Source organism: Roseburia faecis, assembly GCF_001406815.1.
GTDB classification, from domain to species: domain Bacteria; phylum Bacillota; class Clostridia; order Lachnospirales; family Lachnospiraceae; genus Roseburia; species Roseburia faecis.
Map to the genome: position 1 here is coordinate 1 of NZ_CVRR01000004.1, position 14,073 is coordinate 14,073.

Below are 14,073 nucleotides of genomic sequence, written 5' to 3' on the forward strand. Positions count from 1 at the left end.
AAAAGTTAATACAAAGAAACGCCAAAACCGACATTTGCCGGAATTGGCGTTTCTTATATTAGGGACTTATTTTACAGCCCCCTTTTTTCTCTCTACGTGAATGACAGCAGATTTCTATAGTAATTTGTCCGATGCTACGGTATAATAAATGTATTGAAAACGAAGGAGATTCCCTATGAAAATTGCCTTATGTGATGACGATGAGAAGGAATTGTCCAACATACGGTCGCTTTTGGACAGTTATCAGAAAACTCACAATATTCCGTTTACCTATCAAGAATATCACAGCAGCTGTGAACTTGCCCTGCAGGCATCAAAGGAACGATTCGACATTTATCTGCTAGACATCCTCATGCCACATATGACCGGCATGCAGCTTGCACGCGAAATCCGTACTTTCGACCATGCTGCCGATATTATTTTTCTTACAACCTCATCGGATTTTGCGGTGGAAAGTTATACGGTAAAGGCCACCAATTATCTGATGAAGCCGGTATCCTCCAACGCTTTCTTTGCTGCCATGGATGACATCCTACGGGTAAAAACACAGGAACAGGGGCATTTTCTTGTACTAAAAAGCCGGATTGGCGTACATAAAGTTCCCCTGTCCGAACTGATCTATGTAGAAGCCCAGAACCGCAAAGTTATCTACTATACGAGTGGAAGGGAACAGATTGTCTGCACAGAACTGTTCTCGTCCGTATGCAACAGCCTGCTGCAACACCGGGAATTTATTCAGGTACACCGCTCGTTCCTTGTAAATATGAACTATATCCGCTCGATCGGCACAATGGATATGTGTCTTCACAACGGCACAAACATTCCGCTTGCACAGCGCAGGGTTGCCGATATCAAAAAACATTATCTCGCTTTCCAGATGGAGGAATGATTATGCCTGAACTTTCATCCGTTTTTTCTTTAGTTAATTATGCTTTTGTATTATTTTTCGGCATCGTGGCGGCACTGTATCTTGCCGACATCGGTTTTTGCGATCATAAGCGTGTCTATGTCCTGACGCTTTTTTTCTTTGGTATTGCCCAGCTTCTTTTTTATCTGATCATGGGGGAGTCGGTGCTTTACAAATGCTATCCGTTTCTGATCCATATCCCTTTGATTGCCTTAATTTTCCTGCGGTTTCACCGGAATCTGTCAATCTCTGCCATCTCCGTTTTGTCTGCATATCTGCTGTGCACGCCACGCAAATGGTTTGGCACCTTTGTTGCTTTCTTTTTTGACAGAAATCCCGTTGTATCGAACATTGCCTCCATCATTATTACCATTCCGCTTCTTGTTCTTGTGATCCGGTTTGTCTCACCGTATATCATCCGGCTGAAATATGAAAGCCGCACGACACTGCTTTTGTTTTTCCTGCTTCCGCTGGTATACTATGTCCTGGAATACACGTTTACTGTCTACACGGATCTGCTCTACACGGGCGGTGCAGTCGTTATTGACTTTATGGACAGTTTTCTTGTCGTATCCTTTTTTATTCTGTCTGTTCTCTCGCTTAAATTTTCAAGTGAAAAAAATAAAGCAGAACGGGAAAATATTCTGCTTACTACGGCTGCCACACAGGCACAGAAAGAAATTGCCCAGCTTTCCGCTTCCCAGCAGCAGGCAGCCATTTACCGGCATGACCTGCGACACCATATGAATTTCATCCAGAGTTGTCTGGATCAAAATAACCCAAAAGAAGCGACTTCCTACATCCACGAAATCTGTACCAATCTTGAACACAGTTCTGTCATTCGCTACTGTGTCAACGAATCGGTCAATCTGATTGTGTCCTCCTACGCCAATCAGGCTGCCGTAAACCACATTCCAATGCAGATTTCCATTACTGCGACCGAATTTTCCCGCTTTCAGATTACAGATCTGTGCAGTTTATTTGCCAATGCACTTGAAAACGCACTTCATGCCTGCCAGCAGATGAACCCGCAGTCCCAACGCTATATTTCACTTAAGGTATATGAGAAAAATACACAGTTATGTATCCAGATAAAAAACAGTTATGAACAACCTGTCGTTTTTGCAGATGATATTCCGATATCCCGTTCCGTCAACCACGGCATCGGCGTACAGAGCATGATCTCTGTTGTCGAAAAATACCATGGTGTCTATGGATTCTTTGCAGATCATGGGGAATTCCGGTTTCAGGCTTCCATGTAACATCTGATTTTCTGTCGATTCGTGAACTTTTTGTGTCCTCCCCGCAATTTTCATCAAATAGACACAACTTCATACGAAAATATCTCCAGATTGAAACGGAGGTTATTACCTATGGGAAAAAATAAAAAAGAAAAGCCGGAACTTACTTTAGAAAACTTAAACCGTGCCATCCGCACCTATCAGCGCGAAGAAGTTTTATATCTGATCCAGCACGGTATTTTAAAAGATATTCCGGAAGATGAAAAAACTGCTACCTATCAGCAGCTGGTTTCTCTGCAGAATATGGAGATCCTGCAGTCTGTTGCCAGGCAGGAAAATTTCCTTGATCCGGAAATTTTCTGTAATCAGTCCGACTCTTCACAAAGCAAAGTATTTGTCAACCAGTGCCTGACAAAATTCCGAAAACAGTTTCTGCTTCAGGATGATGATGTCTGCAATACACTTTTTACACTTGCATGCGCATGTGGCTGCATCAGTATGCTGCATATTTTAATTGAACAAAAGAAGGTAAAAGAACGCTATCCGGAACTTGCACAATATTCTCTGGATGTATTAAAAACAGTAAAAGAAATTCCTGCCGGTACGATGTCCGGCACGGATCTGGTGCAGCTGTATTTTCTTGCTGCCATATCTGCGGACTGTGAGAAAAAACTGGATTATCTTTCCGCCAGCGGCTTTGACCTGTATGTGAAAAATGCTTCCGGAAAAACCGTCATTGACCGGTTGGAGGAACGCATCAAAGAAAACAAATACAGTAAAAACCGTCGCGGCAGCCTGATGCAGATTGAAGATAAAAAGATGCTTGCCAAACTGACCAAAGCCCTCTATGAAAAGACACACCCGTCAATAAAAGAAGCTCCATCGAAAAAGATGATTGGCTGCGGTGTGGCAATTGCCTGTGTGGCAATTCTGGCAATCGCAATCTGTGTGGCATCCTCTTCGTCCAAAAAATCAGACAACAAAAACGAGACAACCACGGAAAATTCATCCGCTTCCCTGACCGGTTCCACCGAAGCAGACAGCACTTCCACGGAAACCTCTGCATCGGATTCCTCCGAATCCTCCAGCAGTTCCACGGAAACGGATTACAGCACAGACTCCAGCCTGACGGTAAAAGACGGTGACAAGGTAAACATTGATTATGTCGGTTATATTGATGGCAAGGCTTTTGACGGTGGAGATACGCAGGGACAAGGAACCGATCTGACCATTGGTTCCGGATCCTACATTGATGATTTTGAGGATCAGTTGATCGGTGCCCATCCGGGGGATAAAGTAGAAGTGAAAGTTACCTTCCCGGAGAACTATGGTAACGATGAATTGAATGGGAAAGAAGCAACATTTAAAGTAACTGTAAATGGAATTTATGAATAACCAAAACCGTCTGAGAATCTGCATTATGCAAAATTCTCAGACGGTTTTTCTCAAAAAACAGGAAAGCGGTTGTGCATTTTGCACAACCGCTTTCCTGTTTTTTGTGTCGGTTTTACCATCCCATTTTTTCTCAATAATCATTTTCTCCAATTTTCGATGACCTGTTTCAGCACAAATTCACGAAGATATTTTTTAGTCTTTATTTAACTTGAATATTAATTTTTCAGTGCCTATAATTAAGCTAAATCAAGGTGTTAAAAACTAAAAATTTTAATCATGAAAGGAAAAGGTGTAGTATGAGAAAGCAAAAACAACTGACAAAGAAACTTATGGGGTTTCTACTGACACTCGTGATGATCTGCACATTAATTCCACTGGCTCCACAGACAGTGAAAGCAGCATCTGATGGCTTCTATATAAGCGGAACCAGTGTGTATGATGCCAATGGCAACAAATTTGTTATGAGAGGTGTCAACATCGCTCACGCCTGGTACACCAGCGAGACCGATACTTCCATTAAGGCAGCCGCAAGCAAAGGTGCCAACTGTGTACGAATTGTATGTTCGAACGGAAAACAGTACACAAAGACATCTGCTTCCGAATTACAGCACATCATTGATGTATGTAAACAGAACAAAGTTGTCTGCATCGTAGAAGTCCATGATGCAACCGGTTCTGACAGTACATCGGATCTGAATGCAGCAGTTGATTACTGGAAAGAAATGAAATCCATCTTATCTGCAAATAAGAAATATGTGATCGTAAACATTGCAAACGAATGGTACGGCACATGGAACGGAAGTGCCTGGGCATCCGGTTACAAAACCGCAATCAAAAATATGCGTAATGCCGGAATCCATAACTTATTAATGGTTGACTGTGCCGGATGGGGCCAGTATCCGGATTCCATCAAAGATTATGGAAAATCCGTTATCCAGGCAGATTCTGATAACAATATTATGTTTTCGATTCATATGTATGAATATGCCGGAAGCGATGCAAATACTGTCCGCACCAATATCGATAACGCACTTGCAACCGGTGCTCCTCTGACAATCGGTGAGTTTGGTTTTAAACATACCAATGGTGATGTCGACGAATACACAATCATGCAGTACAGCCAGCAGAAAGGTGTCGGATACATGGGATGGTCATGGAAAGGAAATGGCGATACATGGAAGTACCTGGATCTTGCAAATTCTTTCGACGGCTCCAGTCTCTCTGATTGGGGAAACACTTTATTCTATGGCGATAACGGTATCAGCAAAACTGCCAAGACATGTACCGTATTTACCGGTTCTTCCAGCAGTTCTTCCGGAAGCTCCTCCTCTGGAAGCAGCTCTTCTGGTTCAAGTTCATCCGGTTCAGGTTCTGGAAGCTCCAGCAGTACCGATTACAACACCAGCGGATTAGATGGTGTGTACTATATTAAGAATGCAAACAGCGGAAAATACCTCGATATCGTAAACGGTTCTTCCTCTGATGGTACAAATGTACAGCAGTATCAGTACAATGGCTCAAATGCCCAGAAGTTCAAATTAGTAAATGACGGCAATGGATATTACTCTATCCTTACTGCATGCTCCAAATACAAGAGCGGTGTGGATGTCAGCGGCTGGGGAACATCAAATGGAACTAACATCCAACAGTGGTCTTACCACGGTGGTGATTGCCAGAAGTTCCAGTTCGTAAAATCCGGTGATGCATACATCATTAAAACAAAAATGTCCAATTGCTACTCCTGCCTTGATGTTTATGCAAAGAGTAAAGCAAACGGTGCGAACGTAAGCCAGTGGTCATACTTAGGTGGAAAGAACCAGTTATGGTACTTAGAGAAAGCTTCTTCCAGCAGTTCCTCAAGTTCTGGATCTTCCAGTTCTTCAGGTTCCAGCTCCTCAAGCTCTTCGAGCTCAAGCAGCAGTTCTTCAAACTATAAGTCTCTGTTCTGGGGTTCTAAGTCTTCCAGCAACTGGAATCAGGCAGTATCTGTTATGACTTCTAAAAATGGTGGAAGCTTCAATGGCAGTGACGTGAAAAAAGGCGGCTGCTTCTACGTAGAATATGATGGTAACAAAGATGATTTAGAGTTAATCTTACAGAGCTGGTCTGGCGGTGCATCCTGGGCAAAGGTTTCCATCAGCGAATCCGGTTCCGCAAACGGACACCGTTACATCAAATGCTCTTATGACAATTGTGTATCTGCATTCGGTACCAGTGATTTCTCTGGAAAACTGGATCAGGTTCACGTAAGTGCAAAATCAGGTAACATAACTGTTTATTCTGTTTGCTATATATATTAAATGATGATTAAAGGGTCAAAAGGTATCATCGATGCATGCTTGCATGCAATTCGATGTATACCTTAGTGACCCGCACTACACCGAGAAAGTAGCAATTTGCTGCGAAAACGCAGAAAATTTGCGGATTTCGAGGTGGAATCGGCAAAATGTTTGGCCGCGCTTTTTCCGGCGAGAGCATGTTTGTCAACCGTTACACAGCAAGAAACGGAAACGGACTGATTGCATTCGCATCCAGTTTTCCGGGATCTATTCGTGCATTTGAAATCGCACCGGGACAGGAAATCATTGCACAGAAGAGTGCATTCCTGGCTTCAAGTGCTTCCGTAGAAATGTCCATCTTTTTCCAGAAGCGATTCGGAAGCGGATTATTCGGTGGAGATACGCAGGGACAAGGAACCGATCTGACCATTGGTTCCGGATCCTACATTGATGATTTTGAGGATCAGTTGATCGGTGCCCATCCGGGGGATAAAGTAGAAGTGAAAGTTACCTTCCCGGAGAACTATGGTAACGATGAATTGAATGGGAAAGAAGCAACATTTAAAGTAACTGTAAATGGAATTTATGAATAACCAAAACCGTCTGAGAATCTGCATTATGCAAAATTCTCAGACGGTTTTTCTTTTATGAAATGTTGTAACTATTCAGAAATATTTTAAATCATACCATCCCGCAGCACATCATGATCCCGCAGCAGCTTCTCAATCACCGTTCCTTTGATCTTGCTAAGAAGCGGTTTCTTGATCACATTAAGCGGTCCAAGATTCATCTGCAGAGGGGACTTGCCATCCATCAGCTTTACGCTGCTGTCGAGAAGCTCACGCACATCGTAGACGCTGCCCCAGACTTCCGGCACACCACGATCCACACCAAGCAGTCCATAAACGGCTTCCATAGCGGTACGCACCGAATACTCGGTTGTAAATACGGTATCTCTCGGCGTCTCGGTAAACTGTCCGAGGAATGCAAAGTTGACACAGCCATCCGGAATGACATCCGGGCGGTCTCCCTTTGTTCTTGGCATGAAAAATGCGGTGATATACGGCATCATGGTCGGTACGCAGACAGCACTGTGCTCTGCCAGATCTTCAATCTGATCTTCCGGCACACCCAGATGATACAGCCACTCTTCTGTAATCTCTTTACCGGTACACTCTTTCATTGGCTTCTTGATGTAATCACCCGGTACATCGGTAAACAAACCATATACCCATACGCAGACTTTATCTTTGTCCTGCTCCTTGAACTGTCCCTGACGGTTGATCGTCCAGCTTAACAGCCAGCTGGAATCCTTGCAGCTTACGATACCTCCGGTAACCGTCTTTCCGCTGCGCGGATCACGCTGGCAGATCTTCTCAATATATGGAAGAATCTTGTCATCCAATGTGGTAACGGTTGCCGACTCCCAATTGGTCTTTGTAATATCGGAACAGAATTTTTCCGGATGTCCGAACGCCGGATCCTGTTTTGCAATGTTCTTCCACAGGCTCCAGCAGCCACTGGTCCGCACTTCGGCATCACCGTTTGGTGCATGGTTCTGATCGCCGTAAATCGTACCTTCGGTACAGCTTCCGTTTGTGACAAATACCAGATCGTTTTCCGTCAGGACGATTCCGGTCTCTACACCTTTTACTTTGCAGTCAATGGCTTTTGCCACTTTCTTTCCATCTTTGATATCAAAAATAACGTTCGTTACTTCGGTATTGAACTGAAACTCCACACCGGCATCCTCAAGATATTTCTTCATCGGAAGAATCAGGGATTCGTACTGGTTATAGCGTGTAAATTTCAGTGCAGAGAAATCCGGCAGTCCGGAAATATGGTGGATAAACCGCTGGAAATACAGTTTCATTTCCAGTGCACTGTGCCAGTTTTCAAAGGCAAACATCGTGCGCCAATATAGCCAGAAGGTCGAGTCAAAAACTTCCTCATCAAACACATCCTCGATGGTCTTATCATACAGATCTTCATCCTTTGTCATAAACAGCTTCATGATTTCCATGCAGCCCTTCTGACTCAGATTAAATTTACCATCGGTATGTGCATCCTCACCACGGTTTTCGGTTGCACGGCAAAGTGAATAGTTTGGATCTTCTTTGTTCAGCCAGTAATACTCGTCCAGCACGGATGCCCCTTCGATTTCCAGTGATGGAATGCTGTGGAACAGATCCCACAGACATTCAAAATGATTTTCCATCTCACGGCCACCGCGCATCACATAGCCGCGGGTCGGATCAAAGATACCGTCACAGGCACCACCTGCCACATCCATTGCCTCTAAAATATGAATATGGGAACCTGGCATCTGCCCGTCTCTTACGAGAAAACATGCCGTTGCAAGTGCTGCAAGTCCACTTCCTACAATGTATGCATTTTTGTCATCGACACCTTCCGGTTTCTTTGGCCGGGCAAATGCCTCATAGTTTCCATTGGTGTAATAAATGCCTTTGCTGTTTTTTTCATATTTTCCGCGCTCGGTGTTGCGGTAATCAACCGGTGGTGCTGCCTTTGCAATCTTCTTTACTTTCTGCTGGCTGGTTTTCTGTGCAGCATATACAAGTCCTGCACCGGCTGCTGCAACTGCTGCAATTCCAAGTCCTAATTTCTTATTTTTATTTGACATAGAAAAATCTCCTTTCTGATTTCTGGGATACTTCTCATTTAGTGTTTCTTCGTTACAGGTTTCTGATTCATTTCAAAACCAATTCCCATAAAATCATAAAACCTGTAACACGACAGATCATTTGTGGAACAAATACGATATGGTTATCTTACCATCTCTGTGAAAAGATACCATTTACAAAATGCCTGAAATGATAAAATTTTTATCATTTCAGGCATTTTGATTAATTTTTATTTCTGTTTAAAATTCTCAATCGACCGCGCAATATTCCCATCGAGTGCTGTCCCCATCATCATAACGATCTTATGGTAATCCTCCTGCATGCCCTTGTCGATCCAGTCAAGCATAATTCCCACAAATCCATATTTATAAAAATCTGCAATAAAGCGTTTATCCCCGTCTGCAATCGCAATACCTTTGCATTTTTCTTCCACGACATTTACGATCAGTTCATACGTCAGCTTATACAGATACTGCTCCACTTTTTCGTGGGCAACCGCATGGTATACATTCATAATAAATGGCTTGTTTTCCAATACTGCCTCAAATATCTGCGCAATTCCCTCAAGCCACGTATCGTATGTCTTTTTGCCCTGCAACGCACGCTTTCCGTCCTCCACACATGCCCACTCCACCAGATCATAAATATCCTTAAAGTGATAATAAAACGTCATACGGCTGATGCCACAATGTTCCGTCAGATCATTGATCGTGATCCTGTCAATCGGTTTTGTCCGCAGGAGTTCTTTTAAAGATGCTTCAAGTGCAAGCTTGGTTGTATTTGCCATATCATTTCCTCCATCCGCCCTTTGTATATATTTATTGTAACGCAGCTGTATTACAGGGACAAATAAAGTTTTTCTAAATAGTCTAAAACTTTTAAAGTTCATTTAAGGAAGGCCTTCTATACTTCATGGCATCAAAAGAAAACAGGTGTTGCCGCCCAGTAAATATCAATCATTTACTGATGCGACAGCACCTCTTTTCATTTCCAGCGTTACACTATAGTATTCTGTATCGGACGCTCTGCCTTTTATCCCTGCTGCCCTGCTGCCTGCCGGATCATATCCTCGACCACGATGTCATAAATTTCTCCAACCGTATTGCAGTATTCCAGAATTTTCCACGGCTCATTGGTGTGGAAATGAATCTTGACCAGATCCTCATCTCCAGCCGCAATCAGACTGTTTCCCTCAAAATTTTCCGTGATGTAATCTGCGATCTCATCCTCGTCAAGATCCCTGTCTCTTCTGTCGATCAGTAACTGTGTATCATAACGATACGCAAACTGATCATCCTCTGCATCTATGGAATGTACTCCCATGGTTCTAATCCTCCTGTTATTTCACTGGAACCGCGGTGACAACTTTATGAAGTTCTTCCAGCTGTACCAGCAGCATTTTTTCAACAATGTAATTGTATGATATCTACTTTTTAAAGTCAAATTTAAAAACACATTGTATTAAATACCCAGCTCCAGCGAATCCGCAATATAGTAATCATATTTCTTTTTCCTGCAATACTTCTTAATCCTGCGGATCAGTTTATGGTCTGTCGTGTATTCCAGCAGATAAACATCCATTCCATCCGCTTTGCATGCCTGCAGATACTGGCAGAAATACTCCCGCTCCGTTTTTTCTGCGTATGGAATGTTTTGGTTGTAAAATCAATCCTGCTCCACACCGACTCCTGGTTTACACCCGTCATAATATCCGCAGCAGAACCAAAACGGGACTGATATGCCGTCACATAGATATCTCCTCCATTGACCACTACCGGCTTCCCCATTGCCCGGATTTTCTTTAAAATCACCGTCAGCCCATCAAAAATATCCTTTTTATGGGCATAATCATATACATCACAGTTATCAATAAAAAAGCCATCCACTCCCTTTTTCTTTAATTTTCCGGCTAATGTATCCATAAATTCCTGCCAGTCTTTATCCGCAACATTAACCCATTTTTCCTCTTCCCAGTTTTCATAATCCCCGATTGCCAGATGCTCGTATGTTTTATAATATGGCCGAAAATTTTCGACAGAGCCAATATTAAGATAGCTGTAAACTTTTGTACCGCCTGCATGTAATTTTCTGATATCTTTCTTCGAAAAATACTGTGCATCAATCACAACAGTTTCGTAATTTTTTAATTTTGGAACTGCTGTACGGTCTGCATTTAAGAATACTCCATACTCGTATTTTTGTGCCTTCCTTCTATCGGCATTACATGATACCGAAAGACACAATACTACCGTAACCAGCGACAAAATCCCCAAAAAGAGACAGGCATTTCTTTTTCCCCTGTTTTTACCTGATTTACATTTCATACTTCAAGAGCCTTCAAATCCCACAATTACCGGGATCAGGCATTCCCCATCATAAATTTTTCACTGCTGTCCGTAATAAGCATTCGCACCGTGCTTGCGGAAGAAATGCTTATTACGGATACTGTTCACACAAATTCTGAAATTCTCATTGTAAAATCCGGATAGATTCCCACCGGAATTTCATCTTCAAATAAATACTGCGTGCTGTCCTCATTTTCTCCAAACAAATATACCAGTACCGTACGTTTCATAGGATTTACGATCCAATATTCCCTCACCCCTGCAGTACGGTATTTGAACAATTTTGTCAGATAATCCATCCTCTGACTGCTTTGTGATACAATCTCAATCACCCAGTCCGGTGCCCCATTACAGCCCCTGTCATCCAGCTTTCCGTTATCACAGATCACAGAAATATCCGGTTCCACATATGTTTTATCATCCTGATTTAAAAACACCGCAAACGGTGCCGGATATACTTTACAGGTTCCTTTATGATCCGCAATATAATTTCCGATCGTACGGCTCAACTGCTGCACCAATTCCTGATGAATTCTGCCCGGAGGTGCCATATCATAAATCTGTCCATCGATCAGTTCTGCACGTTTTCCTTCCGGCAATGCATAAATTTCTTCCGTTGTGTGTGAATATTTTTCTGCTACTGGCATACGCTTTCTCTCCTGCTTTTATTTACCCAATACATCCAATTAAATATAGTATACTGAAAGATTCGTTTTTCATCAACACATGTCATTATATTTTCTCTATACATTTTCGCAATCGTCTATTTTACACAGAAAAAGGAGAGGGGCTTTTCTAAAAAAGTATCCCTCTCTTTTCTTGAGAATATTACCATAAAAATATTGTTTAATTCTGTCCATAATAAGCATTCGCACCATGCTTGCGGAAGAAATGCTTATCGCGGATACAATCCGGTGCCGGCTGCACCTTCGGATTGATCAGTTCGGTACGGGTTGCCATCTTTGCAACTTCCTCTAAGACAACGGCATTGTGCACTGCCTCTGCCGCATCCTTGCCCCACGTAAATGGACCATGGTTCGTGCAGAGCACGCCAGGTGTGTAAACCGGGTTGATCCCTCTTGTCTCCAAGGTTTCAATAATGACTTTTCCGGTGTTGGTCTCGTATGCCTCGTCAATCTCTTCCGGTGTGAGACTGCGTGCACATGGGATCGGTCCAAAGAAATAATCCGCATGAGTCGTTCCGTAAAGCGGAATATCCCTTCCTGCCTGTGCCCAAGAAGTAGCCTCCGGAGAATGGGTATGTACGATACCGCCGATATCCGGATACTTTTTGTACAGTTCGAGATGGGTTGGTGTGTCGGATGATGGCTTCAAATCACCCTCGATTTTATTTCCCTCTAAATCCATAACGACCATATCGTCTGGTGTCAGTTTATCGTAATCCACACCGCTTGGCTTGATGACAAAGTAGCCGCTCTCACGGTCAATCCCGCTGACATTGCCCCATGTATAAGTAATCAACCCTCTGCGCGGCAATTCCATGTTTGCTTCGTAAACCTGTTTTTTTAATTCTTCTAACATGCTTTCTGTCCTTTCTATATCCACAAAATCCGCCGCTGTAAACGACGGATTCTGCCTGTTTCTTATCTGTAACTATTATTTTATAAATGTTCGACTGCTGCACGCTCAATTGCAAGCCCTTCGTTGTAGCGTTTTAAAAACTGGTCAAAGCCTTCCACATCGGCAGGAACCGGATCTTCCGTCACGCCCTCCTGACCGCCAAAGACTCTCTTGCTCAGATAATCGGCAAGGCTCTCGCCCTCTTCTTTCTGAGCCATGTAAGCTGCAAGAAGTGCGATACCCCATGCGCCGCCCTCACCTGCCGTCTCCATAACGGAAACCGGTGTATCAATGGCTGCTGCCATGATGCGCTGTCCGACTACCGGAGTCTTAAACAGACCGCCATGGCCGTACATCTTGTCGATCTGTACGCCTTCCTCTTTGAGCAGGATATCCAGACCATCTTTCAATGCGCCCAGCGCCGTAAACAAATGCACGCGCATGAAATTTGCAAGATTGAATTTTGCATCCGGTGTGCGGGCAAACAGAGGTCTTCCTTCATCAAATGCGGTAATTCCTTCTCCTGAAAAATAGTTGTATGCTAAAAGACCGCCACAATCTGCGTCACCTTCGAGTGCTTTGTTGTATAAAACGGAAAACAGCTCATTCTTGTCAATCTTCATGCCAAAGCTGTTTGCAAACTCTTCAAACAGGTTGACCCATGCATTCAGATCGGATGTGCAGTTGTTGCAGTGTGCCATGGCAACTGCTTCTCCGGATGGCGTGGTCACCAGATCGATCTCTGTGTGCACATTCTTTAATGCCTTTTCCAGTACAATCATAGCAAATACGGAAGTACCTGCGGATACGTTTCCGGTGCGGACAGCTACACTGTTGGTCGCTGCCATGCCGGTTCCGGCATCACCTTCCGGCGGACATACCGGAATTCCTGCTTCCAGTTCGCCATCGGTATCGAGAAGCCTTGCGCCCTCTGCGGTCAGCGTTCCAGCATTTTCTCCGGCAACAAGAACTTTTGGCAGAATGTCACGGAGTGACCAGTCAAAGCCGTATGGTTCTGCCAGCGCATCGAACTTATCGAGCATTGCTGCATCATAATCTTTTGTATTACTGTCGATTGGGAACATTCCGGATGCATCCCCCACGCCGAGTACCTTTTCCCCAGTCAGTTTCCAATGGATAAATCCTGCAAGCGTGGTGAAAAATGCGATATCTTTCACATGCTCCTCTTTGTTTAACATTGCCTGATACAGATGGGCAATGCTCCAACGCTGCGGAATGTTATAGGAAAATTCCTTGGTCAGTGCGGCTGCTGCTTCCTCTGTGATGGTATTACGCCATGTGCGGAACGGCACGAGAAGCTCCCCAGCCTTGTCAAATGCAAGATATCCGTGCATCATAGCGGAAAATCCAATCGCACGGATCTTTGTCAGTGTCACACCATACTGTTCTTTTACGTCCTTTTTTAAATCCCGGTAGCAATCCTGCAGACCGCCCCAGATGTCATCCATGGTATAGGTCCAAATTCCGTGATCCAGGCGGTTTTCCCATTCATGACTGCCGGATGCGATCGGTGTATGGTCTGCATCGGTCAGTACCGCCTTGATACGTGTAGAGCCAAATTCAATTCCGAGAAATGTTTTCCCGGACACAATCTCGTCTTTTCTTTCCACTGTTTCTACCTCTCTTTCTGTCATAAACACCTGCCTTTGCATTTTACAA

Annotated in this window: 11 protein-coding genes and 1 pseudogene; 5 read left to right on the top strand and 7 right to left on the bottom strand. The window is 43.7% G+C overall.

The window, feature by feature from the left end:
- The first annotated feature begins 175 nt into the window (after positions 1–175).
- From M72_RS00530 to M72_RS16160, 5 genes and pseudogenes are all read left to right on the top strand, one after another.
- Positions 176–889 carry a LytR/AlgR family response regulator transcription factor gene (locus tag M72_RS00530; protein WP_022046012.1) on the top strand — a complete coding sequence of 238 codons (714 nt, stop codon included), beginning with the start codon at positions 176–178 and terminating at the stop codon, positions 887–889.
- 2 nt (positions 890–891) lie between these two features.
- On the top strand, positions 892–2,169 hold the full coding sequence (locus tag M72_RS00535; RefSeq protein ID WP_022046013.1) for a sensor histidine kinase: 1,278 nt from the start codon (positions 892–894) through the stop codon (positions 2,167–2,169).
- A gap of 111 nt (positions 2,170–2,280) precedes the next feature.
- Positions 2,281–3,543: an FKBP-type peptidyl-prolyl cis-trans isomerase gene (locus M72_RS17440; protein ID WP_055066801.1), complete on the top strand. Its 1,263-nt coding sequence runs from the start codon at positions 2,281–2,283 to the stop codon at positions 3,541–3,543.
- 296 nt (positions 3,544–3,839) lie between these two features.
- Positions 3,840–5,843, top strand: coding sequence for a cellulase family glycosylhydrolase (locus tag M72_RS16660; protein WP_070103550.1), 2,004 nt, complete (start codon positions 3,840–3,842; stop codon positions 5,841–5,843).
- A 131-nt stretch (positions 5,844–5,974) separates the two neighbouring features.
- Positions 5,975–6,415 (top strand): annotated as a pseudogene (locus M72_RS16160) (AIM24 family protein); the annotation flags it as partial.
- Between the two features lie 83 nt (positions 6,416–6,498).
- On the opposite strand, the gene M72_RS00555 reads toward M72_RS16160, so the two are convergent.
- From M72_RS00555 to M72_RS00585, 7 genes are all read right to left on the bottom strand, one after another.
- The gene (locus M72_RS00555) at positions 6,499–8,466 is read right to left on the bottom strand and encodes an oleate hydratase (protein ID WP_055066802.1); all 1,968 of its coding nucleotides are present in this window, start codon (positions 8,464–8,466) and stop codon (positions 6,499–6,501) included.
- Between the two features lie 230 nt (positions 8,467–8,696).
- Complete coding sequence (locus tag M72_RS00560; RefSeq protein WP_022046775.1) at positions 8,697–9,254, bottom strand: TetR/AcrR family transcriptional regulator; 558 nt, start codon at positions 9,252–9,254, stop codon at positions 8,697–8,699.
- A 245-nt stretch (positions 9,255–9,499) separates the two neighbouring features.
- Positions 9,500–9,790 carry a hypothetical protein gene (locus M72_RS00565; RefSeq protein ID WP_055066803.1) on the bottom strand — a complete coding sequence of 97 codons (291 nt, stop codon included), beginning with the start codon at positions 9,788–9,790 and terminating at the stop codon, positions 9,500–9,502.
- Positions 9,791–10,005: 215 nt separating this feature from the next.
- On the bottom strand, positions 10,006–10,791 hold the full coding sequence (locus tag M72_RS00570; RefSeq protein WP_055066804.1) for an endo alpha-1,4 polygalactosaminidase: 786 nt from the start codon (positions 10,789–10,791) through the stop codon (positions 10,006–10,008).
- A gap of 125 nt (positions 10,792–10,916) precedes the next feature.
- Positions 10,917–11,459: a Uma2 family endonuclease gene (locus tag M72_RS00575; protein ID WP_022046773.1), complete on the bottom strand. Its 543-nt coding sequence runs from the start codon at positions 11,457–11,459 to the stop codon at positions 10,917–10,919.
- Between the two features lie 199 nt (positions 11,460–11,658).
- Entirely contained in the window at positions 11,659–12,354 is a 696-nt protein-coding gene (locus tag M72_RS00580; protein WP_022046772.1) for an L-ribulose-5-phosphate 4-epimerase, read from the bottom strand.
- Between the two features lie 80 nt (positions 12,355–12,434).
- Positions 12,435–14,048, bottom strand: coding sequence for a xylulokinase (locus M72_RS00585; protein WP_055066805.1), 1,614 nt, complete (start codon positions 14,046–14,048; stop codon positions 12,435–12,437).
- Positions 14,049–14,073 lie beyond the last annotated feature (25 nt).

Coding starts and splice junctions, on each gene's coding strand:
- M72_RS16660 (WP_070103550.1), top strand. CDS start 3,840: ATGAGAAAGCAAAAACAACTGACAAAGAAACTTATGGGGTTTCTACTG.
- M72_RS00580 (WP_022046772.1), bottom strand. CDS start 12,354: ATGTTAGAAGAATTAAAAAAACAGGTTTACGAAGCAAACATGGAATTG.
- M72_RS00535 (WP_022046013.1), top strand. CDS start 892: ATGCCTGAACTTTCATCCGTTTTTTCTTTAGTTAATTATGCTTTTGTA.
- M72_RS00585 (WP_055066805.1), bottom strand. CDS start 14,048: ATGACAGAAAGAGAGGTAGAAACAGTGGAAAGAAAAGACGAGATTGTG.
- M72_RS00555 (WP_055066802.1), bottom strand. CDS start 8,466: ATGTCAAATAAAAATAAGAAATTAGGACTTGGAATTGCAGCAGTTGCA.
- M72_RS00560 (WP_022046775.1), bottom strand. CDS start 9,254: ATGGCAAATACAACCAAGCTTGCACTTGAAGCATCTTTAAAAGAACTC.
- M72_RS00575 (WP_022046773.1), bottom strand. CDS start 11,459: ATGCCAGTAGCAGAAAAATATTCACACACAACGGAAGAAATTTATGCA.
- M72_RS17440 (WP_055066801.1), top strand. CDS start 2,281: ATGGGAAAAAATAAAAAAGAAAAGCCGGAACTTACTTTAGAAAACTTA.
- M72_RS00570 (WP_055066804.1), bottom strand. CDS start 10,791: ATGAAATGTAAATCAGGTAAAAACAGGGGAAAAAGAAATGCCTGTCTC.
- M72_RS00530 (WP_022046012.1), top strand. CDS start 176: ATGAAAATTGCCTTATGTGATGACGATGAGAAGGAATTGTCCAACATA.
- M72_RS00565 (WP_055066803.1), bottom strand. CDS start 9,790: ATGGGAGTACATTCCATAGATGCAGAGGATGATCAGTTTGCGTATCGT.